Source organism: Methylobacterium sp. ME121 (assembly GCF_000974725.1).
GTDB classification, from domain to species: Bacteria; Pseudomonadota; Alphaproteobacteria; order Rhizobiales; family Beijerinckiaceae; genus Methylobacterium; species Methylobacterium radiotolerans.
Genome location: NZ_BBUX01000001.1, coordinates 175,650 through 199,953 on the forward strand (window position 1 = coordinate 175,650; position 24,304 = coordinate 199,953).

Genomic DNA, 24,304 nt, shown 5'->3' on the forward strand with positions numbered 1-24,304 from the left:
CGCGACCGTTTACGGCTTCAGCCCTCGTCCTGGAAATTGCGCAGGGGTGCCTCGACCGCGCAGGTGACCCCTGTCGGCGCGTAATCCAGCGACAGGACGCCGCCGACCTGGCCGGTCAGGCCGCGCTCGATCAGGCGCGTCCCGAAGCCCTTGCGGACCGGCGGCTCGACTGGGGGACCGCCGCGCTCGCGCCAAGTAAACCTCAGGGCCGGGCCGGTGTCAGCCTCAGAGACGGACCAGGACAGGTCGACCTGCCCGTCCGGGACGGAAAGTGCGCCGTACTTCACGGCGTTGGTGGTCATCTCGTGCAGCATCAGCGCGAGCGAGAGCGCCGCCTTCGCGCCGACCTCGATTTCGGGGCCGTCGACCCGCACACGCTGCGACGCCCCCTCCAGAACGCCGATGCCCTCCCGGACGACCGCCGCGAGCGAGGCGCGTTCGGCCACGCCGCCGAGCAGGATGTCGTGCGCCTTGCCGAGCGCGATCAGGCGTCGGGAGAGCACCTCGCGCGCGTCGTCCACGTCGGTGGCGCCCCGTAGGGTCTGGGTCACGACGGCCTGCACCATGGAGAACAGGTTTTTCATGCGGTGCGAGAGCTCGTGGTTAAGCAGGCGCTGCCGCTCCTCGGCCCGCAGCCGGGCGACGCCGACCTCGACGCGGTCCGCCACCGCTCGCATGAATTCCAGCTCCTGCGCGGTCCATGTCCGGGGCACGCGGTCGTGCACGAAGAACAGCGCCACGGTCCTCCCGCGCTCGCGCAGCGGGGTATCGACGAAGGCCGCTAGGTCGATTTCCTGCAGCGCTGGCACGAACGAGGCGGTGCGCGGATCGGTTGCCACGTCGTGCACCACCAGGGGCTCGCCCCGCATGAGGTCATGGTGGAAATCGCCGTAATCGGCGAAGCGGTGGAGGCCGGCGATGCTCGCCTGACCCGGCGCCGTCCAGTCCGGCTCGATGGTGACGTGCTCGCCCGTCGGGTCGAGGCCGCCAAAGCCGGCGCGACTTGCGCCCAACGCGGTGCCGGCGACCTCGGCCGCCAACCGCGTCACCTCGGCAACCCCGGTCAGGTCGCGCAGTCGGTCCCCGAGCTCCAGCAGAACGCCCTTGTACCGCTCGCTTTCGGCCAACGCGTCCCGGTCTGCCCTCTGCCCGGTGATGTCGCGGGCCACGCCGACGAAGCGGATCGGTCGGCCGGCCTCATCGTATTCGAGCTCGCCCTTGCGGGCGATCCAGCGCAGTTCCCCCGTGTCGGGCCGGCGGATGCGGTACTCCACATCGCACGGCGCCTGCCCGCTCCGCCGCGTTTCCGCCGTCGAGATGAGGTGCGCATCCTCGGGGATGATGAGGTGCTCGAAGGCCGTGGAGGGGTAGCTGTCGCGCGGAGGCAGGCCGTAGAGGCGGCAGAACTCGGGCGTGGCGTGCAGGATGCCGTCCAGCCCGATGGCGAACACGCCGACGCCGCCAGCCTCTTGCGCCCGGCGCAGCCGGGTCTCGGCCTCGCGCCGGGCAGCGGCCTCGCCGATCTCGGCGAGGCCGGCCGACACGGTGCCGGCGAGAACCTGGGCCAGCTTGAGGTCCATGGCGGTGAAGGCGCTGCGCCGGCTTGATTGTAGCTTCAGCACCCCGACTGCCTCACCGGCTCGCCTGACCGGCACCAGCGCGCAGGAGCGCAGGCGAAGGGAGGCGACGAGATCCCGCTTGACCCGGGGGTCCTCCAGCACGTCGGGCACCAAAATGGGCTCGCCGGAGAGCAGGCATGCCCCTGCGAGGCTGTTTCGCAGCGGAAGCCGCAGGCCGGCGTGGCCCACGAGCACGCCCTTGGTGGCACGGTAGACCAGCTCCTCGCCGTCCAGCGTCTCGATGACGGCACCCTCGGCATGCGGCACGGCCTCCATCGCGCCCTCGACCAAGGCGTCCAGCATGGCCCCGATGTCGCCCTTGGCCACGGACATGGCGGCCTGGGTGCGGATCAACTCCTCGCTCCGTTGGAGCAGACGCCGCTGCTCGGCCAACGCGCGGCGTAGCTCCATCTGCGCCATGACCTGATCGGCCAGCGCCCGCAGGGACTCGGCCTGCCCCGCCGTCAGCCCGGACGGGCGCGAAGCGACGTCGATGACGCAGAGGCTCCCCAGCGCCTTGCCGCCCGGCGTGCGAAGGGGCGCGCCTGCGTAGAACCGGATGCGGGGCCCACCGGTGACCAGGGGGTTAGCTCGGGTGCGCGGGTCGCGGCTCAGGTCGGGGATGACGAGCAGGTCCGGCTCGACGAGTGCGTGGGCGCAGACGGACGCGTTCAGGTCCGTCCCGCACTCCGGGAAGCCGAGGCGTGCCTTGAACCACTGGCGGTCGCCGGCGACGAGGCTGACCAGGGCCACCGGAGTCTCGCAGATGTTGCGGGCGAGCAGGACGATGTCGTCGAAGCCCTTCTCCGGGGCGGTGTCGAGGATGTCGTAAGCGGCCAGGGCCGCGAGCCGGGTCGGGTCGACCAGGGTATCCAAGGCGGGTGCAGGTGCGGTCATGGAGAGGCCGGCGCTACGGGGCCCCGCGCGGAACCGACGGGCGCGGAGCGTCTGGGATATACGGCCATGCGTCGCCCATTCGCTTCGCTCAGGCAACGCTTGACCCTGTCCCGATAGCGCGAAATCGGCGCGCGGTGCAGCTTATGCGGGCGCCGGATGCCGAGAAGGCACGGGATCCCCAACCGGTCGCCCTCGCGGAGCCGTTAGGATGCCGCGATCAGGTCCTTGATGCGCGTGGCCAGCGCCTCCATCACGAATGGCTTGGTCAGCACCGCCATGCCGGGCTCAAGGTGGCCGTTGCCGACCGCCGCGTTCTCCGCGTAGCCGGTGATGAACAGCACCTTCAGGCCCGGGCGGTTCACGCGACCGGCATCGGCCATCTGCCGGCCGTTCATGCCGCCGGGGAGGCCGACATCGGTGACCAGAAGGTCGATGCGCACGTCCGACTGAAGCACCTTCAGGCCGGCGGCCGCGTCGGCCGCCTCGATGGCGGTGTAGCCGAGATCCTCCAGAACCTCGGTGACCAGCATGCGGATGCTCGGCTCGTCGTCGACGATGAGCACCGTCTCGCCCTGCTCGGCGCGCGGGGCCGAAGCGAGGTCTGGCATTCCCTCGATGTCCTCCGCGTTGCCGTAGTGGCGCGGCAGGTAGATGCACATGGTCGTGCCCTGGCCGACCTCCGAGTAGATCCGCACCTGCCCGCCCGACTGCCGGGCGAACCCGTAGATCATGGACAGGCCCAGGCCGGTGCCCTCTCCGATAGGCTTGGTCGTGAAGAAGGGGTCGAAGGCGCGCGCGACGACCTCCGGGGTCATGCCGGTGCCGGTGTCGGTGACGCACAGGGACAGGTACTGGCCCGGCGGCAGGTCGCGCTCTCGCGCCGCACGGTCGTCGAGCCACTTGTTGGCGGTCTCAATAGTGACGCGACCCCCCTCCGGCATGGCGTCGCGCGCGTTGATGCACAGGTTCAGCAGCGCGTTCTCAAGCTGCGGTGGGTCAACGAGCGCCGGCCAGAGGCCCGCCGCCCCAACCACCTCAATGTGGATGGCGGGCCCGACGGTCCGGCGGATCAGCTCCTCCATGCCGTGGACGAGGGCGTTCACGCTGGTCGGCTTAGGGTCGAGCGTCTGCCGCCGCGAGAACGCCAGCAGCCGGTGGGTGAGTGCGGCCGCGCGCTTGGCCGCACCTTGGGCCGCCGTCATGTAGCGGTCGAGGTCGGTCAGGCGGCCCTGGCTCATGCGGGTCTGCATCAGCTCCAGTGAGCCGGAGATGCCGGTAAGCAGGTTGTTGAAGTCGTGGGCGATGCCGCCTGTGAGCTGGCCCACCGCCTCCATCTTCTGCGATTGCCGCAGAGCCTCCTCGGTCCTGGCGAGCGCCTCGGCGGCCTCCTTCTCGGCCTGCACGTCGCGACCGACCGCGTGGATGAAGCTCTCGTCCGGCACCGCCGTCCAGGACAGCCAGCGGTAGCTGCCGTCCTTATGCCGGTAGCGGTTCTCGAAGCGCGGGATGACAGAGCCGACGGAGAGGTCGCCGGCCGCAGCCGCGGTGGCGGCCGCATCGTCTGGATGGACCAAATCCATGAAGGAGCGCCCGATGAGTTCGGCTTCGCTCCAGCCGAACAGCACGGTCCAAGCCGGGTTCACCGCGACGATGGTCCCGTCGAAGCGGGCCACCAGCATGACGTCGGTCGAGAGGCGCCACATCCGGTCGCGGTCGCGCGTGCGTTCCTCGACCTGCTCCTCCAGCGTGGCCGCCAAGTGCTCCAACTCGGCGGTGGCCCGCTTCCGGTCGTCGATGTCGGTGTTGGTGCCGACCCAGCGCAGGATCCGGCCGGCATCGTCGCGCACCGGCTCACCCCGGACCAGGAACCAGCGGTAGGCGCCGTCGGCGCGGCGCACCCGGTACTCGGCCTCGTAGACGGTCTCGTTCGCACGGGCTTTGTCCCAGGCGACCGTGACCGGTCCCACGTCGTCCGGGTGGACGATGCCGGCCCAGGCATCGGGGCCGAGCAGGCTGCCCTTCGGCTCGCCGCAATAGGCGTAGAACTGGTCGTTGAACCAGTACAGCGACCCGTCCGGGTATGCGGCCCAGACCTGATTCGGAATAGCCTGGGCGAAGACCCGGAACTGCTCCTCGCTCTCGCGCCGGCGCGCCTCGGCGCGGAAGCGCTCGATGGCGGCGCGGGTGCGCTCGGCGACGTCGCGGACGAAGGCGAGCTTGTCGGTGCGCCAGTCGCGGACCTGCCGGTCGTGCAGGAAGAACACCGCCACGATGCGCCCACGCTCCATCACGGGCACGTTGATCAGGGCCCGGGCGCCGATGGCGAGAAGGGGACCCGGGTTGCCGGCGGTCCGCGGGTCGGCGGTGACGTCCCGGATTACGACCTCCTGTCCTAGTTCCAGGCCCGCGCGGACATCGCCGTAATCGGCGAAACGGTGGCGACCGGCGACGCTCGGAACGCCCGGCGCCGTCCAGTCGCGCTCGATCTCGACGTGCTCCAGCGTCTCGTCGACCGTGCCGTATCCGGCGCGGTCGAGACCCAGCGTGCGCGCCATGATCTCGGCCCCGGCCGCTGCCATCTCGGCGGTGTCCCGGCATCCCTGGAGGCGGTCGCCTATGGCGATGAGGGCCGTACGGAAGGATTCCTGCCTGCGGCGCTCCGTCAGGTCGCGCGTGACGGTGCCGTAGCCGGTGACGGTGCCCGCCGCGTCACGGACAGGAAAGATGGTGTAGTGGACCGGGACGGCGGCGCCGGTCGAGAAGTTGCGGAACGAAAGGTCGCCTTCCCAGAAGCCGGCCTCGCGCACGGCGGGCAGGACCTCGTCCGCCACCGTCGGCCTGTCCCCGGGCTCGAAGTAGTCCTCTATGGCATAGCGGCGCACCTCCTCCAGGCTCGCCAACCCCACGAGCCTGCGACCGGCCTCGTTCAGGAACTCGGCCTTCCCTCCGAGGTCCGCTATGCCGATGAAGTCGCTCGATTGCTCGACGAGGGCGGCAAGCTGGCGTGCCTGCGCCTCGGCAGCCCGGGCCTCGGTGATGTCGAGCACGGTTCCGACGAAGCGAACGGGCGCGCCATCCCGGAAGACGGTGTTGCCCCGTGCGGCCAGGGTGCGTTCCACGCCGCCGCGCCGGCCGACGACGCGGTACTCGATGTCGAAACCCTCGGGCGAGCCGATGGCGGCCTGGACGGCTCGATCGGTCCTCTTTCGGTCGTCCGGATGAACCCCGGGCAGGAAGGCGCTCTCGTAGGAGACCGGGTCGTCGTCCGAGAGCCCGAACAGGGCGCGGGTACGCGCGTCCCAGGTCAGCGTGCCGGTGACGAGGTCGTAATCGTAGATGCCGGTGCCAGACGCCTCCAGGGCGAGCCGGAGCCGGTCCTCCGCCACCTGCAGGTCGGCCCTTGCGCGGTGGCGCTCGGCGATGTCGGTGACCATGACGAATATGCCGTCGAGGACCCCATCCGCGGTCCGGCGCGGGATGTAGCGGATCTCCGATTGGCGGGTGGCGCCGTCCCGGTACGGCATCAGCGCGTCGAAGGTGACCTCCTCCCCGGCCAGAGCCCGTGCCATGAAGGGCAGCCGCGCCCGGTAGATCTCCTCACCGACGACGTCGCGCAAGTGCCGGTCGAGGATCTCGCCGGCCGGGAGACCGAACCAAGTCTCATAGTGACGGTTCACGAAACGGTAGACGTGGTCCTTGTCGATGAAGGAGATCAGCACCGGCAGCGCGTCGGTCACGACCTGAAGTTCGTCGCGGCTCCGCCGCGTCGCCCCCTCCGTGTCTGTGGCCTCGGTGCGGTCGCGCAGGATCTTGAGGAAGCCCAGGTCGCCCCCGGCCGGCGAACGCAGGGGCATCATCTCGCCGTTGGCCCAAACGTGCGAGCCGTCCTTGCGCACGTGCCAGCGCTCGTCGGCCACGCGCCCCCTCTGCAAGGCGCATCGGCATCTCGGTAGCGGGCCGATCCGCTGCCTGGTCCTCGGGGGTGAAGAAGCTCGCCGCCGGCTGCCCGACCATCTCTTCGGACGACCAGCCCAGGATGCGCTCGGCGCCCGGGTTCCAGGCGGTGACGCGCCCTTCGTGGTCGGTGGTGATGATGGCGAGGTCGACGGCGCTGTCGAAGATCGCCTGGCATATGGCCGGGGTCGGCTCGCCGCGCATGGGTCGAGAGGAAGTGTTCAAGGCAAGGTTACGCGGAGTGTTCGAGGAGAAGGCGGGCGACCGGCGAAGGTGGAAGCCGCTTGCCTGTCATTTGAGGCGAGGCGTAGGCCAACCCATCCGGCTACGCAGTTGCCATGGGCCGGACCGCCTCCCGGGCTGACGTCCGCAGTCATGCCGACGCAGCGACGGTATCCGCCATGCGGGCCTGCCGCGCACCGAGAGGCTTCCCGCCGCCGACCGTGGTGTCGTGGGCTGTCTGATGCTCCATCTCGGCGTTGAGTTCGGCCCCGAGCAGCACCACCGTCGTGGACAGCCAGATCCAGGTCATGAAGCCAATGGCGGCGCCCAGCGAGCCGTAGGTCTCATTGTAGCTGCCGAAGTTCGCCACATACCAGGAGAACAGCCCCGACGCGACCAGCCACAGCGTGCCCGCCACTGCGCTGCCCCAGGTCACCCAGCGCCACTTCGGCTTCCGGCGGCTCGGACCGAAGCGGTACAGAACGGCCAGGCTGCCGACCACGAGGAGCAGCAAGGCCGGGAAGCGCAGCAGCGCGATGTACCACGCCTTCTCGTCGAGCCCGAGCACCTGCAACGCGGCCGGCACGACCACGATGCCGGTCAAAGCCAGCACGACGAACAGCAGGGCGCCGACGGTGAAGGCGAGCGACTGCAGGTTCAGCATGACGAACGAGCGCTTCTCCTCCTCCTCGTAGGCGATGTTGAGCGCGTCGAAGACCGCCTTCATCCCGCCGTTGGCACTCCACAGCGAGATCAGGATGCTGACGATGGCGGTCAGGCCCAGCGCCGTGTCGCCCTTGTCGACCAACCGCTTCACCTGCCCCCCGACGATGTCGATCGCCCCGTCCGGCAGGATGCCGCGCAACTCGTTCAGGTGCGCGTTGATCGTGCTGGGGTCTGACACCGCGCCGTAGATGGAGACGAGCGCCGCGATGGCCGGGAACAGGGCCAGGATGGCGTAGAAGGTCACCCCGGCCGCGACCAGCAGGATGCGGTCGTTGGAGAACTCCCGGTAGAGGCGCAGGGCGATGTCCTTCCAGCCCTTGGCCGGGATCTCGGACGGCGTGTCCGCCTTGCGGCCGCGTTCCGGCTCACGCTCGGCCACGTGGTCGGCCGCCGCGCCCTCGTGCGAGACGGGTTCGTCCTTAAAGCCAAGTTTGCGGTCGCCCTTTCCGGATCCGCTCGCGATGCGAGAGGAGCTTCCGCGTCGCCTCGGGAGGGCGACCAGGCCGACAAGCGCAACGCCCAGGAAGGCAGTCCACAAGGTCGGGGAGGTCGGCGTTGTGGCTGCAGGGGAAGGAGGTGGAGCGGGCTGGTCCGTCATGGCTCATCGAGACGCAGGGCACGCGGGCGGCCCTGGGGCATCGTCACAACGGGAATGGACACGCTTTGGTGCCAGACGGTCGCCGAAATTCCGCTTCCCGATGCGGCCTCCGGGGAAGCGGTCGTTCGCAGGGGGCCGCAATATACAGGGCCCGGACCGTTCAGCCGCGGCAGGCCAGGGGCCCGGCCGCCCCGACGGCTGCGCCTGCGCGATGGACGACCTGACCTCACGCATCCGGCACATGATGGAGGCATGACGCAGGCAGGCCCGTGCACGGGGCGTTGCGATGACCGGGCGGGAACGCGGCCGCCACCACCCGTGAACTTGGCCGCGCGACGGACGTTGCCGAACACCGAGGGAGGACGGTCGACACATGCAGCAGCGATGGCCGAGCCGGTTGTGGATCGTGCGCCATGGCGAGAGCGCCGGCAACGTCGCCGCTGACGCAGCGCACGGCGCCGGCTTGGACCGCATCGACATCGCGGAACGGGACGTGGACGTACCGCTCAGCGCCCGCGGCGAACTGCAGGCCGACGCCGTCGGACGCTGGTTCGCGCGCATGCCGGTTGAGGAACGCCCCGAGACGGCGCTGACCTCGCCCTACCTTCGGGCCAGGCAGACCTCCGAGCGCATCCGCGCCGCGGGCGGCCTGACGGAAGGCGCGCCGGACTCGCTCGTCGACGAGCGGTTGCGCGAGAAGGAACTCGGCATCCTCGACAGGCTGACCCGAATGGGCGTCGAACAACTGTATCCCGAGCAGGCCGAGATGCGCCGGCGCCTGGGCAAGTTCTACCACCGCCCCCCGTCCGGGGAGAGCTGGTGCGACGTGATCCTGCGCCTGCGGAGCGCGCTGGACACGGTCTCGCTGCACCAGGAAGGGCGGCGGGTCCTCATCGTCGCGCACCAGGTGGTGGTGCTGTGCCTGCGCTACCTGATCGAGGAGATGGCCGAGGCGGAGATCCTGGCCATCGACGCCGCGGGCGACGTCGCGAATTGCTCGGTGACGGAGTACGTCTTCCAGCCGCGCGAGGGCAGCACCGGCAAGCTGGCGCTGGTGCGCTACAACTTCGTGGCGCCCGTCGCCGAGGCCGGGGCACCGGTCACCTCAGAACCCGACGCGAACGTGGCTGCCCGATGACGCACGAGATCCTCACCGCGGAGAGCCTCAAGGCGTTCCCGCTTCCCCTGCCGCACGAGGGCAGCAAGGACGAGCGCGGCAGCGCGCTGGTGCTTGGGGGCTCCCGGTCGGTCCCGGGTGCGGCCTTGCTGGCCGGCACCGCTGCCCTGCGGGCGGGCGCGGGCAAGCTGAAGATCGCCACGGTCGACAGTGCGGCTTCGAGCATGGGACTGGCCGTACCTGAGGCGATGGTCATCGGCCTTCCCGAGACACCGGAGGGCGGCGTCGACGGCGCGCGCGCCTCGGAGTGCCTGCTCAAGATGACGAAGGGCTGTGACGCGCTCTTGGTCGGCCCCGGGCTGGTCGAGGACGAACCGACCACGAAGCTGGCCTTGGACCTGCTGGAGGCGCTGCCGGATGCGTCCTTCATCCTCGACGCCGCCGCGGTCTGTGGCCTGGGCGCTTATGCTGAAGCCGTCCGCCGGCACGAGGGCCGTGTGGTGATCACGCCGCATGCCGGCGAGATGGCGCAACTGCTGGGCCGCGGTCGGGAGGAGGTCGAGGCGGACCCACTCGACGCTGCGTTGAAGGCGGCCGACCTGCTGGGAGCCGTGGTGGTGATGAAGGGCGCCAAGACCTGGATCGTGGACCCGCAGGGCGCGCGTTGGCTCTATGAGGGCGGCGGCGTCGGCCTCGCGACGTCCGGTTCGGGAGACGCCCTGGCCGGCATCGTCGTCGGGATGCTCGCGCGCGGTCTGGAGCCGTTGGCCGCGGCGCTGTGGGGCGTGTTCCTCCACGGGGAGGCTGGCAGGCGCCTGGCAGCCTCCGTCGGCCCGGTCGGGTTCCTCGCCCGGGAGCTCCCCGGCGAGGTGCCGCACCTGCTCCGCGAGACGGCGGCCTAGCGGCCCGAATCCGATCCCTGGTACCCACTCGTGGAGGCCGTTCAGGGTGGCAAGCGGTTTTGGGGCTGTCGCCCCAAAGCCGACCTCGGGTTGCGCATCGGCGCAGCGCCATGCTCACTCGACGGATGGATGAGCGTACGACCATCGCCGATCTCGAACGTCGTCTCACGGAGAGCGAGACGCGGCACCGCCTCCTGATCGAGAGCTGGGTGCAGGCAGTGTGGGAGACGGATGCCCAGGGCGTCGTCGTCGCCGACAGCCCGAGCTGGCGGGCCTATACAGGGCAGGCTCTGGAGGAGTGGCTCGGCTACGGCTGGTTGGACGCGATCCATCCGGACGACCGCGCCTACGCCGAGCGGCAATGGCGGACGGCGGTCGCCGCGCATGGCCTAGTCAACGCCGAGTTCCGCCTTCGCGCGCCCGACGGAGGGTGGCGCTGGACCAATGTCCGCGCCGCTCCCGTGTTCGACGCGGGAGGAAACATCGACAAGTGGGCCGGCATAAACATCGACATCGACGCCAGTAAGGGCGCCGAGGCGCGGTTGCGCGAGAGCGAGGAGCGCTACCGAACGGTATTCGAAGTGATCGACGAGGGCTTCTGCGTCGTCGAGCCGATCCATGACGCGGACGGAAACGCGACGGACTACCGCATCATCGAGGTGAACCCGGCGTTCGAGCGGCAGACGGGCCTCACGGACGTGACGGGCCGGCTCGACTCGGAAATCGCAGGAACCGAGCCGCGGTGGATCGAACTCTATGCTGAGGTCGCCCGAACTGGCGAGAGCAGGCGGCTTCAGGATTATCACGAGCCTACGGGCCGTTGGTACGACGTCCACGTCGGTCGACTGGGCGACACGACCAAACCGCGCGTCTCGATTGTCTTCACCGACATCACCGCACGCAAGAAGGCCGAGACGGCGCTGCGCGAGAGTGAGGAGCGGCAGGCGTTCCTGCTCAAGCTGAGCGACGCCATCCGGCCGCTCGCGGATGCGGTCGAGATCCAGTCCACCACGACCCGGCTGCTCGGCACGCAGCTTAACCTCGACCGGGCGATGTACGCCGAGGTCGATGGCGAACCCGGCAACGAGTCCGGAACGATCCGCGGTCAGTACGTGCGGCCTGCGAATGGCGGCCTGCCGTCGGTCACCCCGTTCCCGGAGCGGTTCGCCTATCGCCCCTACGGCGAGCGCACGATGCCGGGGCGCTATCGCGGTGACCTCCTGGTGGTTGCCGACATCGACGCCGTCCCTGGCTTTGACGTGTGCGAGCGGGCTGCTTGGGCTGCGGCCAACGTGCGGGCCGCCATCGTTGCGCCGCTCGTCAAGGGCGGGCGACTGGTGGCCGAGTTCGGCGTGCACAGCGCGATGCCGCGTGCGTGGACCGACCATGAGCTATCGCTTGTTCGAGAGGTGGCCGAACGCACCTGGGCAGCGGCGGAGCGTGCCCGCGCCGAAGCGGCGATGCGTGCGGGCGAGGAGCGGCTGCGAATATTCGGTGATGCCTCGTCCGACGTCCTCTGGATCCGCGATGCCGAGACCCTGCGGTGGATCTACCTGACGCCAGCCTTCGAGACGATCTACGGCCTCGACCGAGAAACGGCGCTGCGCGGCGACAACATAACGGGCTGGCTCGACCTGATCGTACCCGAGGACCGTCAGACCGCTCTCGATGCCATCGAAAGCGTGCGCATGGGGCAGCGCGTTGCCTTCGAGTACCGCATCCGCCGCCCAGGCGACGGCGCAGTCCGCTGGGTGCGCAACACCGACTTCCCGATGCGCGATGCGGCCGGGCGGGTGTGCTGGCTCGGCGGCGTCGGGCGCGACATCACTGAGGAGAAAGGGTCCGCCCAGCGTCAGGAAGTGCTGGTCAACGAGCTGCAGCACCGTGCTCGCAACCTGCTCGGCGTGGTCAGTGCCGTGGCGAGCCGCACGATGAAGCAGGGCGGCGCAGTCGAGGCGTTCGAGGAGCGTCTGCAGGCGCTCAGCCGGGCTCAAGGCCTGCTCAGCCAGCAGGGCAGCGACACCGTCGATGTCGGAGCCCTCGTCCGCGCCGAGCTCGCCGCGCATGCACAGGAAGGATCGGTGCGGGTACGCGTCGGTGGTCCGGAGGTGAAGCTCACGGCGCGGCAGGTGCAGAACTTCGCCCTGGCCCTGCATGAGCTGACCACCAACGCCGTGAAGTACGGGGCGCTCAAGGACGACCACGGCTGGCTCTCGGTCACTTGGGATGAGGTGCAGGACAGGCGTGGGCGGCCGCGCCTGACGCTGAGCTGGACTGAGAGCGGGGTGGCCGTGGGGCCGCAGGCGGTGACGCGGCGCGGCTACGGCACCGAGCTGATCCAGGAGGCGCTCGCTTACGCGCTAGAGGCTGATGTCGAGTACGAACTGAGCTCAGACGGCGTGCGCTGCCGGATCGAGATGCCGGTCGGCCAACCTGAGTGAACGCGGATCTGTGCAGCTCGGTTGGCCTCAGGGAGATGCCTGCGCGAGGAGTGTTTACGCCCGACCCTCCCCTGCCGCTCGATGGCCGTCGCGTCCTAATCGTCGAGGACGAATACCTCATCGCCATGGAGGTGAAGCGCTGGCTGCAACGAGCAGGCGCCAATCCTGGGCGCTTGGGACGACTACCACCGCCAGCCGACGTTCTCGGGCGGTGCTTGGCGCTTCGCGGCGGTGCAGCTCGGCGGCATCGAGGCGGTGTTCGACGCATGGCGGGGGCATCTCGCCGAGACCGGCCGAGGCAGTGACCCGCACCAGCTCGCACGCCTCGGCGAGGGTGCCATCGCGGTCGAGAGCGCGCGAGGCTGGGTCGAGCGTGCGGCCCGGACCGTTACCGAGGACGAACTCACCCCCGAGCGCATTGTCGCCTTGGTCAACTTGGCCAGGTTGGCCATCGATCGAGCTGGCATCGAAGTTCTGCGACTCGCCCACCGCTCCGTCGGCTTGCAGGGCTTCCTGCGCGAGCACCCCCTGGAGCGGCTCTCGCGCGACCTCGCCACCTACCTGCGCCAGCCCGCGCCGGACCGGGCGCTCACGACGGCGGCCGCCGAGATCCTGGAAGCCCGCGGCGCTGCGGGAGATCTGTTCGAGGCGGGAGCCGCGCGACGACCCGGTACGTCCATTCCCTGCCGGCGAGCTACTTCGACGAGCGGTACGCCAAAAACCCGGACCCCTGGGAGTTCGAGACCAGCGACTACGAGCGGGCGAAGTACGTGGCCACTCTCGCCGCGCTGCCACAGGCCCGGTACGCTTCCGCGCTGGAGGTCGGCTGCTCCATCGGCGTACTGACCGAGGCGTCTGGCGAGCGGTGCGATGCCCTCGTGAGCCTCGACCTGGCCGAGCGCGCCCTGTCGCGGGCGCGCGAGCGGTGCCGGGACTTGCCCCACGTCCGTTTCGAGCTCGCGCAGGTGCCCGGACAATGGCCGGGGAACTCGTTCGACCTGATCCTGCTGTCGGAGGTCGTCTACTACCTCGATGCAGGGGACCTAACGCGCTTGGTGGACCGTGTCCAAGGCTGTCTTCGGCCAGGCGGTGACGTGGTGTTGGTTCATCGGACGGGTGAAACGCATTATCCGCTCACCGGAGACGAGGCCGCTGAACGCGCCATCGATGGCACGCGAGCGTTCCTGCGTGTCTTCGGCCAGTCCAGGACGGACAAGTACCGGCTCGATGTGCTGGCTCGCCACGAAGACGCGCGGCCCTAGGCTTCAGCTTGACGGCGGGACGCTCGGAACAGGTCTTGAGTGCGACCGGTCAATGTAGGAGGCCAGATGCATCCCTCTGGGCTTCCTGACGCGCAATCTCGCGCCCGACGTCGAACAGGGCATCATCGATCTGGGGCAGGAGCCATTCGGCGGCATCGACGGCCGACGAGCGGGCTATCAACAGGTGGTCCGCGAGCAGGTCGAGCTTCGACATGGGCGCGAACTCGCCTGTCGGTTGCACCGCCCGGTAATGGCGCAGCTCCGCGCCCGCTGTGAGGTCCTGCCCGCTCTCCAGCCTGCTGACGATGCCGAGAAAGCCGATGAACGCCGCGCCTTTCGGGGCGAACGAAGGGGGCGGCCGCACCTGTCTCCCACATGTGGTCGCCGGTGTATCGCCGCAGCCGGTAGCGCAGCGTGAAGGTGCATCGGTGCTCGAAGGCTTGCAGGAACGCGCCACATATCATGTCCCGCTCTTCGGGACGCACCGCCTTCGACCATCCGAGGTCTAAGCTTTCCGATGGCGGCTGGCCCGTGACGGCGGACCATTCCTCGCAAATGTAAGTGACGTATCTATCGAGTTCCGCGGCCCAGATCATGGCGACGTCTCCCTTACGGAGGCAGAATTAGCCTGTCCGAGGAGGCTGTCCATCCCCGAAGCCACTCGTGCGGTGTGCCTCAGATTGCCCGCATTCAGAGAATTTTCTTTTACAAATGGACCCTCGGCAGGTTTGGGCTGATGACTTCGCGTCCGCTATCCGGCACCGAAACCGGTCGCCTTCTACTGGAGCGGATCGCGGCTGCGCTCGATCTCCCGGTGGGCATGTTCCTCGACGTCAAGCCCGAGGGGGAGCCGACGGAGCAAGCCGGCAGCACGCTCGCCGAGCAGCTCCTGGTCTTGGCCGACCTCTTCAAAAGGATCGACGACCCGAAGGTACGAGGCGAATGCCTCGATTTCGTGCGGAAACGAGTGGAGCGATGATGAGACTCCAGTGACGGGAATCATTGCGGCGCAAACCATGAATGCCGATGAACGATTCCAGGTGTCCCGGCGTTGATCGATTTAGAACGCTTTATATCCTGGAGAAATGCCCATGTTGACGCGGACACTCAGCCTCGCAACGCTGTTTTCGCTTGCTCTTTCAGGGTCTGTCCTTGCGCAGACGCCCGCCGGCGGCGGTCGTACGGAAGGCAATATGAACAATCCCGGCAGCGTGAAGAGCAATTCGGAGAAGGCCGCGGAACGGACGGGCTCGACGGGTTCGGGAATGGCTCCGGGCACCAGCGGCGGCCCTCGCGTCAGCACGCCCGGCGCCCCGGCCGGCAGCAGCATGGGGAACGGGGCGACCGGCAGTGGCGCGGCGCCGAGCGGCAAGTAGCCTAAAGCGCCCTGCATTATGACGATGGCGGGGCGTCCGCCTTTGACGTCGCCCGTCCAAGGCGGCACTCTGAACCGTCCTCACGAGGGACACCCGCCGGCCCGGTCCGAGCAGACCCCCGGCCTAATGGGTCGGGCCGGTGGGCCTTGTTGACGCCTGGCTGTTCTGGACCTCCCCGGCCCACGCAAGGCGGTTCGGATTGGCGGCTTCGCCGGGGAGTGCAGGGGACAACCGGGAGTTGGTTGAGTAAGATTTCGAGGGTAGCGGGTGCCGCGTAGCGTTCCCCGGAACGCGTTACGTGTCCGTAGCAGGACGCAGAGGCCTCGGCGCCGCCGGGCGGCGCTGCGTGGCGGGCTACGGGCGGTCTTTCCGTGATCCGCCGGCATGCGGGCCCATGCGGCGTCGGTCGTGCTCGATGGCGAACACGTGGGCGTATAGGTTGGCCAACCAGCCGCGCCCCTCGACCGTCAGGTCTAAGAAGCAGGCCGCGTCCCTGATGACCGGCTCGACCTTCGCCCAGAAGAACGCCGGGTAACGCTCTGCCAGGTCGGCCGGGCTGCCGTATCGCAGCTGGCGGTCGAGGCCGACTTCGGCGAACTCGTGGAACGAGGCGTTCAGCTTGCGCGGGTAGAGCGGGTCGCCGAGTTGCCCGATCAGGTCCGCGGCTCGCAGCCGGCCCGCTTCCGTGCTTGTTTCGCGGTGCTCGTCGTCCTCCGGCACGGGAAAGCGGGTCAGCTCGATGGCCCGGATCACCCGTCCCGCGTCGACGAGGTCGTGCGTGCCGAAGCGTTCCCGCACCGCCAGCTTCGAACGTTCGATGTGGTAGGGCGCCAACGCCGCGTCCGAGGCGCCGCGCGGCAGGCTCACGGTCGTGCCCTGGGCGTCGATGACGAACGCGTCGGCCCGGTCGCCCGAGCAGACCCCGCGCACGTAGCCGATGTCGTGGTAGAGGGCGGCCACGATCATGTGCAGCCAGTCCTCCGGCGTGACGCCCTGCTGCAGGAAGCGCCCGCGCAGTATATCCTGGGCGACGAGGGTGACGAGGGTCGTATGGTCGCCGTCGTGGTAGAGCGCGTCGCTGCCGACGATGCGTTCGATCATGAGGCGCGCGGAAGCCTCGATGATTTCGGCGTAGCGCGGGTCACGGCTGCCGAAGGTGTGCCGGTAGGTGAGCGCGAGGTGCTCGCCCAGGGCGTTGGCCACGACCTTCGTCATATCGGACATGACCGGCACTTGGCGTCGGGGCGGGACGCCGGCGTGCGGTGGTGCACCTGCCGGCTCGGAGTGACTTATGTGGGCCTGTGAGTAAACCGCACCCTCGCCGCCGGTATGCGCCACCCTCCCGCAGGAAACAGGGGCAACGCTCCTGATGAAGGTACCGATTCGTTCGTCAGGAGGCCACCGGGCGAGTCGACCGGGTTTCCCCCTGAGTTTGGCAAGCCTAGCCCCGATGCGGGTCCTGCCAAGCCTGCAAATCCAACGGCCGGTAAGCCCCCCTTGCTAGGGAGCGCCCGATCCGCGGCGGAGCAGTCGAGCGCTAAACCGTTCCCTTGGCCAAGTGAGGAAGGGTCCCCACTCGCAACATATGGGGGCAATCTGCCTCCGATTATGGGGGTCATGCGCAAGTTATGGGTATTTGCACATCCGCCAGGGACTCCAGGTCGCCGCGCAATTCCTGCGGGCACGCCGGATCGATGCTCATGACATAGCGGTCGTAGAACCTGGCGGCCACGGTTCAGGCCGACGGCAGGGAACTCGGCGGCGCCATCGATAGGCCGGCGCCGCAGAGGAGGACGAGGCGCCCGGCTTTCATGGAGGCGAGCAATCGCGCACGAACCGCCGCGTCCAAACCGCCCCCCCGTCTGCCGGACCTTCGCCAAGGCGATAGACCGGAGGCACGCCTAAGATAAAGCAAAGTGATCCGGCTTCCCGTTGCCCGCCCCTAGGGTTCACCGGTGCGTCGCACCCTGGAAGTCTCGCCGGCATAGGTGCGCGTGACCGCCGGGGCGATGGGAAGGTTCGAGGCGTCTCTTCCAGGGCCAGCATACGAACACGTGCTGGTGCATCCTGCCTGACCTGGAGGCCCGCTAGACCAACGTCGGGAAGATCCGGCTGCGGTTTCCTTACGGCAGCGTGAGTTGCACCGCGTGCGGAGCTTTGGCGGGTAGACCGTATAACTCGCCCATCCGAGCGACGAACTCGGTTTGTCCTCCGTAGCTGGGGTGCCGGACCCGCTCGGCCGCCATACCCAAGTCCGCCAACGCTGCCTCGGCATCCCTGCCGATGGCGACCAGGACCCGGGGCCGCAGTTCCGAGACCAGCCATTCGAGGAGATGTCGGGACGCCTGCCGCTCCCGACGGGTGTGGCAGCGATTGGACAGCGGGTCGCCCGACGCGTGCGGATGGAGCGGGAAGACGTTCCAGAGGAAGATCGGACGCCGCAGGTCCCGGAGAACCTGCCAGATCACCGTCGCCGTGCGCTCGGTCATCGCGGGGCCGCGGGTGGCGCGCGCGAGCGGCAGCTGTCCGTAGAGACCGGCATGGGCGGAGAGGTGTGCCTCGTCCGTGAGCGCCAGGCCCGTGCGCCGCCCGCCACGGTACCCGAGGTCGCGCGCGATCCAGATCGAGTCGACACCTCCGGCGAGTGCCGCCTCCAGGACGAGGCGCAGGTTCTCACGCCGGACCTGAGGCGCATCGACGCCGTCGTGGTCCGGGCAGGCCTCGGCGTAAGGGTTGAAGGTGTCGCTGAAGCGAAGCGCCGCGAGGGCCTCGATGAAGGCGCCAGGTGTCATGTCGGCAGGTCCTCGACCAGCATCTTCCGCCCGACCAGATCGAGCCGAAGGCGCCCGCGGCGCTTCTCCCGCAAGAAACGAAACGCTTCGTTACCGGCGAGGATGGCCTCTTCCCAAAGCCAGAGCGGGCAGGCCTCGACCTCGTAGCCGCGCACGAATTGTCTCACCGATTTCAGGAAGGCGAAGCCCAGGTCGCCCGGGCGCTGCCCTTCGAAGAAGCCGAGCTGCTTCGCCTCACCGAAGACGAAGGTCGCCACGCCCTCCTCGATCAGGATCGCGCGCGCTCCATCCTGCCCCTCGTCGACGCGGGCCTCGCTTTTCCTCTTCAGGCGGAACAGCGCGCGCGTCACCGGCGACCAGCCGAGGACGGCGGCGTAGGCATAGTGGAAGGCGTCGTGGAACCGGTAATCGTCCGGCTTCATGATGTTGTCGGTCAGGCGGTCGCCGATGAAGATGCCGTTGCATCGCTGCACGACGTACCGCCTGTCGTTGCCGCCGGTGCGCTCGAAGATGTCGATGGTCAACGCGCGGGGCAGGCGCTCCTCGTCCGGGAACGCCTCGTCGAACAGCGGCGGGGCCGCGCGCGTCGCCGGCCAACGGTCCTCGGCCTTCGCGAGGTTGCGCATGGCGGCCTGCTCAAGGGTGACGCCGGCCTCGTTCGCGGCCGCGACGAGAAGGCCGAACACTGCGGAGAGACGCTCCGGCAGGTCCGGGCTTCCCGCGAGGTCGCCCCGCGCCCCCAGCGCGGCAAGCCGGCCGACGGCCCCGGCCAGCTGTAGCAGGGTGTGCTCGAAGGCGACGGTCGGGACGTGCAAAGGCAAGGCACGCTGCGGCTGCACGTCCGCGAAGGTCGGCTCGGATCCCCCGGCGAGGTCCCGGCCGGCGAGATCCCCCAAGCGCAGCCCGGCGTGATCGGCGATCACCGCCAGGTACCAGAGCGCGTCTCCCATCTCCTCGACGACGCTCGCCTCGTAGCCGAGATAGGACCGCGCGTCGCGCTGCTTCTTCTTGGTCTCGCTCAGCAGGCTGCCCGTCTCGCCGAAGAGGCCGAGCACGGCCAGGTCGAGGCCGGTGCCCTTCCCGCGCGTCCGGTCCGTCCGGATCGCCCCGGCTTGATAACCGTTCAGGCTAAGCGGCGCCGTATCCATGTCCCCTCCCCGCTCCGGGTTGGCATATCCTCAGGTTGCCATCGTCGGACCTTTTCGGCGCTCAGTCCAGGGTGCCGGTGCCGACACACGCCGCGGCGGAACCACCCTTGCCATACCGACCGCGGCTGACCACCTAAGCTTTACTGAGCCAGGCTCCCGGGCGGAATGCGCGACGGAAGGACCTGGGCACCGGGGAGAAGCCGCACATGCCGAAGGTTCGCGTGCTCGGTCCTGTCGATGACGAGGAACGCACGGCCCTGCTCAAGCTCTTGGCCGAGGCGGGCTGCGAGGTCGTGGACGACGAGGTCGCCGTCGTCGAGCCGGACGAAGGGGAGGACGACGAAGGGGAAGACGGCGAGCACGTCGAGGATCCCGTTGCGCCGGAAGACGGCGAGCCCGCGCCCGCGGATGACGAGGCCCCGGCCGGTCGCGCCGAGACGCCGGACGAGGACTTGGGGGTGATCGTGCTGTCTCCCGATTGCCTCGCGGACGAGGAGCTGGGGCGCGTGATGCAGCGGGCCGCCGCCCAGGGTCGTCGCGTCATCGGGATCTGGCCTCCTAGAACCCAGGACGAGACGCTGCCGCGCGCGTTCGAGGATTACGGCGGGGATACCGTCCCCTGGGATGCGGGCAGCCTGCGGGGCGCCCTACCGCCGAGGAACGCGAAGCCCGAGTGGTTGAAGCCCGACGCCCAGCCGCGGGCGGAGCGCCAGACCAAGCGGAACAAGTGCTGAGGCCGGCGTGCGCGTCCACTCCTACGTGATCGACCACGACCTCGGGTTCGCGCCCAATCCGTTTCACCGGGTTTGCACGCTGAGCGCGTGCAAACCGCTGATCCGGCAGCACGCGAGCGTGGGGGACTTCGTGGTCGGGACCGGTTCGATCCCGAACGGGATCAAGGACCGTGTCGTCTACTGGATGCGGGTCGACGAGATCCTCACCTTCGACCGGTACTGGGACGACGCGCGCTTCGGCGCCAAGCGACCCGTGATGTCCGGCAGCCGCATGCAGATCTACGGCGACAACATCTATCGCCGCTCGGCCGACGGCACCTTCGTCCAGGCCGATTCCTTCCATAGCGAGCCCGGGGGCGTCACCAGCCTGCCGAACCTGGTGCGCGACACCGGGCGGACCGACAGGGTGCTTCTCGGGCGCGAATACGCCTACTGGGGCGGGTCGGGCCCGCTGGTCCCCCAGGAACTGCGCGACCTCGTGCACAGCACGCAGGGCCATCGAAACCAGTTCCCGCCCGAGCGGGTGAGCGCCTTCGTGACATGGCTCCGCGGCATGCCGGGCCGCGGCTTCCTGGGTCGCCCGGCGAACTGGCCAGCCTGAGAGCCGAGCGCCCCGGCGGCCCCACCGCCGGCGAGGACGGCTGGCGGACCCGGCCACGAAGCCATGGGCGTGACCCGCGGCGAGGTGACCTCGCCCCGGTCCTACGGCGACATCGACGCCGCGCGCCGGCTGCCCCCGGGCGGGCGGCTCGGAAGGCGCGGCGCCTGCCGGAATGAGCCTGGCTCAGAACCCTCTACCGCCGGCGTGTCCCGTGCGATGCCCAGGGGCTTTCGAGTGAGGGCGGCGGGCGGCGACCTTTCATCCGGGCCGGTCGGAAGTCCGGGCGGACAGCCGCTCGTGGCCCTCGATCTGGCCTCGATCCGTCGAGACGCGGTGGCGGTACGCGATCGAAGACAGGGCGTTCCCAAATGCGTTGAACACGGCGGCACGCATCGGGTTACGCCGTCCCGCCGCGTGGGCGCCGTCTCACTCGGTCCGGGGCAGCCTCGGTGATGCCGATCCATGCGCGCGGCTGCGCAGGACACGCTCTCATGAAAGCTTGTCCCGTTTTCGGCTCAGCGACAGCGACGCTCTCAACACAGCTTGTCCCGATTTGCCCGGAACCTTGTCCCGCCGTGATGCGGTCGGCCTGATCCGACCGCTCGCGAGGCCGTCCGGCTAAGGTGTTCGTGGGTCGGTCCACGCCACGACATGGCCTCGTGGAGCGGACGGGAAGGACGCCTTGGCCTTGCCGAACCGGACGTAAAGCGCCGGAAGGACCAGCAGCGTCAGGACGGTCGCGCTGGCCAAGCCGCCGATGACGACGGTCGCCAGCGGCCGCTGCACCTCCGCACCCGTGCCCGTCGCCAGGGCCATCGGGACGAAGCCAAGGGCGGCGACCAAGGCCGTCATCGCCACCGGCCGCAGCCGGGTCAGGGCGCCCTCGCGGACGGCATCCGGAATCGCCGTTCCCTCCGCCACGAGCGCGCGGATGTGGTTCAGCAGCACCAAGCCGTTCAGGACCGCGACGCCCGAGAGCGCGATGAACCCGACCGCCGCCGAGACCGAGAAGGGCATGTCGCGCAGCCACAGGGCCGCCACGCCGCCGGTCAGGGCCATCGGCACGGCGCTGAACACGATCAGCGCGTCGCGCCCGGACCCGAGCGCCCCGAGGAGCAGGAGGAAGATCAGCGCGAAGCAGGCCGGCACGACCACCGCCAAGCGCTGGCGAGCGGCCGTCAGGTTCTCGAACTGCCCGCCCCACTTCACCTCGTAACCGGGCGGCAGCCGCACCTCGGCGGCGATGCGCGCCTGCGCCTCGGCCACCAGCGAGCCGATGTCGCGCCCGCGCACGTTCGCGGTGACCACGACGCGGCGGCGGCCGTTCTCGCGGCTCACCTGGTTCGGCCCCTCGCCGAAGGCGAACGAGGCGAGCTGCCGCAGCGGCACGCTCGTCCCGCCGGCCGGACCGGGAGCGGCCGGGACCCCGGTGCCCGCCCGCGCGGGCGCGGCCTGCGCGGGCGGTAGCGGCACCGGCAGGTTCCTCAGTGCCTCGACATCGCCCCGGACGTCGTCGGCCAACCGGACCACGATGGCGAAGCGACGGTCGCCCTCGAACACCAGCCCGGCGTCCTTGCCGCCGACCGCCGTGCCGATGACGTCCTGCACGTCCGCCATGCTCAAGCCGCGCCGGGCGATCTCGCGCCGGTCGACCTTGATCTCCAGGAACGGCAGCCCGACCGCCTCCTCGACCTTCACGTCTGCGGCGCCCTCCAGGCCGCGCAGGATGCCGGCGATCTTGCGGGCGCCGTCGACCATCGGGCCGAACTCCTCGCCGAACACCTTCACCGCGAGGTCGTCGCGAACGCCCGCGATCAGCTCGTTGAAGCGCATCTGGATGGGCTGCGAGAACCCGAGCAGCGTGCCCGGGATCAGCTTCGCCTCGGCGTCCATGCGGGCGATCAACGATTCCTTCGTCTCGGACGGGTCCGGCCACTCCGCTTGGGGCCTCAGGATCAGGTAGGTGTCACAGGCGTTCGGCGGCATCGGGTCGGCGGCGATGTCGGGCGTGCCGCAGCGCGAGTAGACGAAGGCCACCTCCGGGAACTTGCTCATGGCGTCCTCGACGCCGAGCTGCATGGCCTGCGACTGCGAGATGGCCGTCGAGGGGATGCGCCGCGCCTCCATGACGATGTTCTTCTCGTCGAGCGTCGGGGTGAACTCCTGGCCGAGCCGCGTCGCCAGGGCCCCGGCCAGCCCGAGGACGACAACCGCGCCGCCTATGAAAACCAAGGGCGTCCGGACCGCCCCGCCCAGCACCGGTCGATAGGCCGCCTTCAGTCCTCGGATCAGCAGGTTGTCGCCCTCGCCGACCCGCCCGGTGATGAAGGCCGCGACCATCGCCGGGACGAAGGTCAGGGACAGCACGAAGGCCGCCACGAGCGCGATCAGCACCGTCAGCGCCATGGGTGCGAAGGTCTTGCCCTCCACGCCGGTGAAGGTCAGCAGCGGCACGTAGACCAGGATGATGATGGCCTGCCCGTAGACGCTCGGCTTGATCATCTCCTCGGCCGAGACGCGCACGGTCTCCAGCCGCTCGTCCAGGCTCAGCTTCCGTCCCAGCGCGTGCTGCCGCTCCGCCAGGTGCCGCAGGCTGTTCTCGGCGATGATCACCGCGCCGTCGACGATGAGCCCGAAGTCGAGCGCGCCGAGGCTCATCAGGTTGGCGCTGATGCGGCCCGCCAGCATGCCGGTCGCCGTCAGCATCATGGCGACGGGGATGACCAGGGCCGTGATGATGGCCGCGCGGATGTTGCCGAGCGCCAGGAACAGCACCGCGACGACCAGCAGCGCGCCCTCGGCCAGGTTCCTGGACACCGTCCGGACCGTGGCGTCGACGAGGTCGGTCCGGCTCAGCAGCGTCCGGGCCTGGATACCCGGCGGGAGGAGCTTGTTGATCTCCTTGATCTTGGCGTCCGCGGCCGCCGAGACCGTTCGGCTGTTCTCGCCGATGAGCATGAGGGCGGTGCCCAGCACGACCTCGCGGCCGTTCTCGCTGGCCGAGCCGGTCCGGAGCTCGCGACCGATCCCGACCTCGGCGACGTCCCTCACCAGGATCGGTATCCCGGCCCGGGTCGCCACGACGACGTCGCGGATCTGGTCGACGGTCTCGATCAGCCCTCCGGCCCGGACGACATAGCCCTCGCCGTTGCGCTCGACGTAGTTGGCGCCCCGGGTCACGTTGTTGGCGCCGATGGCCCGGGTCAGGTCGGCGAAGCCCAGGCCGTAGCCGACGAGCTTCATCGGGTCGGGCTTGACCTGGTACTCCTTGACGAAGCCGCCGATGGCGTCGGCGCCCGCCACGCCCAGTACGCTCTTCATCTGTGGCCGGATGATCCAATCCTGGACCGTGCGCAGGTAGACCGTGCGCTCGAAGTCGGATCTCAGCCGCTCGCCCTCGGGCGTCAGGTAGCTGCCGTCCGACTGCCAGCCCGGCAGGCCGTCGCGGACGGGGGCGCCGTCGCCGGCGGCCTGGTACTCGACCGCCCACCAGTAGATCTCGCCGAGGCCGGTCGAGATCGGCCCGAGCCTGACCTCGACCCCGGGTGGCAGGGTGTTGCGCACCTCCCCCAGGCGCTCGTTCACCTGTTGCCTGGCGAAGTAGACGTCGACCTTGTCGCTGAACACGGCCGTGAGCTGGGCGAAGCCGTTGCGGGAGAAGGAGCGCAAGCTCTCCAGGCCCGGGGTGCCGGCGAGCGCCCGCTCGACCAGGACCGTGACCTGCTTCTCGATCTCGACCGGCGTCAGCGCCGGCGCGATGGCGTTGACCTGGACCTGGTTGTTGGTGACGTCCGGCACCGCGTCGATGGGCAGCCGCGCGAGCGACCAGGCCCCGAAGGCGGTGGCGATGAGCGTCACCAGGATGACCGCGTAGCGATTGGCGACGGAGAAGGCGAGGATCGAACGGATCACGGT

16 protein-coding genes and 3 pseudogenes are annotated in these 24,304 nt (G+C 69.4%); 9 read left to right on the forward strand and 10 right to left on the reverse strand.

Annotation, left to right across the window (positions count from 1 at the left end):
- Positions 1-17: 17 nt before the first annotated feature.
- The 4 genes and pseudogenes from ME121_RS00860 to ME121_RS00870 all read right to left on the reverse strand — a co-directional run bounded on the left by ME121_RS00860 (position 18) and on the right by ME121_RS00870 (position 8,016).
- The gene (locus ME121_RS00860) at positions 18-2,516 is read right to left on the reverse strand and encodes a GAF domain-containing protein (RefSeq protein WP_089231186.1); all 2,499 of its coding nucleotides are present in this window, start codon (positions 2,514-2,516) and stop codon (positions 18-20) included.
- A 203-nt stretch (positions 2,517-2,719) separates the two neighbouring features.
- A complete protein-coding gene (locus tag ME121_RS00865) occupies positions 2,720-6,433 on the reverse strand; it encodes a PAS domain S-box protein (RefSeq protein WP_491892814.1) in 3,714 nt (1,237 codons plus the stop codon).
- A gap of 55 nt (positions 6,434-6,488) precedes the next feature.
- Positions 6,489-6,674, reverse strand: a pseudogene (locus ME121_RS33015) (PAS domain S-box protein); the annotation flags it as partial.
- 169 nt (positions 6,675-6,843) lie between these two features.
- Entirely contained in the window at positions 6,844-8,016 is a 1,173-nt protein-coding gene (locus ME121_RS00870) for a YihY/virulence factor BrkB family protein (protein WP_059407987.1), read from the reverse strand.
- A 373-nt stretch (positions 8,017-8,389) separates the two neighbouring features.
- Between ME121_RS00870 and ME121_RS00875 the strand changes: the two genes are divergently transcribed.
- The 5 genes and pseudogenes from ME121_RS00875 (at position 8,390) to ME121_RS00890 (ending at position 13,738) form a co-directional block, all read left to right on the forward strand.
- Positions 8,390-9,154 carry a histidine phosphatase family protein gene (locus ME121_RS00875; RefSeq protein ID WP_059407989.1) on the forward strand — a complete coding sequence of 255 codons (765 nt, stop codon included), beginning with the start codon at positions 8,390-8,392 and terminating at the stop codon, positions 9,152-9,154.
- Positions 9,151-10,035 carry an NAD(P)H-hydrate dehydratase gene (locus ME121_RS00880; RefSeq protein WP_059407991.1) on the forward strand — a complete coding sequence of 295 codons (885 nt, stop codon included), beginning with the start codon at positions 9,151-9,153 and terminating at the stop codon, positions 10,033-10,035. Before ME121_RS00875 ends, ME121_RS00880 begins: the two co-directional genes overlap by 4 nt.
- A gap of 125 nt (positions 10,036-10,160) precedes the next feature.
- Positions 10,161-12,476, forward strand: coding sequence for a PAS domain-containing sensor histidine kinase (locus ME121_RS33020; protein WP_179239956.1), 2,316 nt, complete (start codon positions 10,161-10,163; stop codon positions 12,474-12,476).
- 255 nt (positions 12,477-12,731) lie between these two features.
- Positions 12,732-12,974 (forward strand): annotated as a pseudogene (locus ME121_RS33025) (acyl-CoA dehydrogenase family protein); the annotation flags it as partial.
- Positions 12,975-13,159: 185 nt separating this feature from the next.
- Positions 13,160-13,738 (forward strand): class I SAM-dependent DNA methyltransferase, encoded by a 579-nt coding sequence (locus ME121_RS00890; protein WP_059407992.1) that lies wholly within the window; start codon positions 13,160-13,162, stop codon positions 13,736-13,738.
- 49 nt (positions 13,739-13,787) lie between these two features.
- Here the strand turns inward: ME121_RS00890 and ME121_RS00895 are convergent, their stop codons facing one another.
- Together ME121_RS00895 and ME121_RS33030 are read right to left on the reverse strand one after the other, a co-directional pair.
- Complete coding sequence (locus tag ME121_RS00895) at positions 13,788-14,102, reverse strand: hypothetical protein (RefSeq protein ID WP_059407994.1); 315 nt, start codon at positions 14,100-14,102, stop codon at positions 13,788-13,790.
- A 16-nt stretch (positions 14,103-14,118) separates the two neighbouring features.
- Positions 14,119-14,334 (reverse strand): annotated as a pseudogene (locus ME121_RS33030) (PAS domain-containing protein); the annotation flags it as partial.
- A 140-nt stretch (positions 14,335-14,474) separates the two neighbouring features.
- Between ME121_RS33030 and ME121_RS00900 the strand changes: the two are divergent.
- A complete protein-coding gene (locus tag ME121_RS00900; protein WP_143739255.1) occupies positions 14,475-14,717 on the forward strand; it encodes a hypothetical protein in 243 nt (80 codons plus the stop codon).
- A 112-nt stretch (positions 14,718-14,829) separates the two neighbouring features.
- Positions 14,830-15,114 (forward strand): hypothetical protein, encoded by a 285-nt coding sequence (locus tag ME121_RS33035; RefSeq protein ID WP_089231216.1) that lies wholly within the window; start codon positions 14,830-14,832, stop codon positions 15,112-15,114.
- A 354-nt stretch (positions 15,115-15,468) separates the two neighbouring features.
- Here ME121_RS33035 and ME121_RS00905 read toward each other — a convergent pair whose 3' ends face one another.
- From ME121_RS00905 to ME121_RS00915, 3 genes are all read right to left on the reverse strand, one after another.
- The gene (locus ME121_RS00905) at positions 15,469-16,338 is read right to left on the reverse strand and encodes a hypothetical protein (RefSeq protein WP_059407997.1); all 870 of its coding nucleotides are present in this window, start codon (positions 16,336-16,338) and stop codon (positions 15,469-15,471) included.
- Positions 16,339-17,237: 899 nt separating this feature from the next.
- The gene (locus tag ME121_RS00910) at positions 17,238-17,906 is read right to left on the reverse strand and encodes a uracil-DNA glycosylase (RefSeq protein WP_059408000.1); all 669 of its coding nucleotides are present in this window, start codon (positions 17,904-17,906) and stop codon (positions 17,238-17,240) included.
- Positions 17,903-19,054, reverse strand: coding sequence for a nucleoside triphosphate pyrophosphohydrolase family protein (locus tag ME121_RS00915; protein WP_059408002.1), 1,152 nt, complete (start codon positions 19,052-19,054; stop codon positions 17,903-17,905). The genes ME121_RS00910 and ME121_RS00915 overlap by 4 nt, the downstream gene beginning before the upstream one ends.
- Before the next feature lie 206 nt (positions 19,055-19,260).
- Here ME121_RS00915 and ME121_RS00920 point away from each other — a divergent pair, with 206 nt between their 5' ends.
- A complete protein-coding gene (locus ME121_RS00920) occupies positions 19,261-19,788 on the forward strand; it encodes a hypothetical protein (protein ID WP_059408003.1) in 528 nt (175 codons plus the stop codon).
- A 7-nt stretch (positions 19,789-19,795) separates the two neighbouring features.
- Positions 19,796-20,389, forward strand: coding sequence for an Nmad2 family putative nucleotide modification protein (locus ME121_RS00925; protein ID WP_059408004.1), 594 nt, complete (start codon positions 19,796-19,798; stop codon positions 20,387-20,389).
- A gap of 618 nt (positions 20,390-21,007) precedes the next feature.
- Here the strand turns inward: ME121_RS00925 and ME121_RS00930 are convergent.
- Entirely contained in the window at positions 21,008-24,301 is a 3,294-nt protein-coding gene (locus ME121_RS00930) for an efflux RND transporter permease subunit (protein WP_059408006.1), read from the reverse strand.
- Positions 24,302-24,304 lie beyond the last annotated feature (3 nt).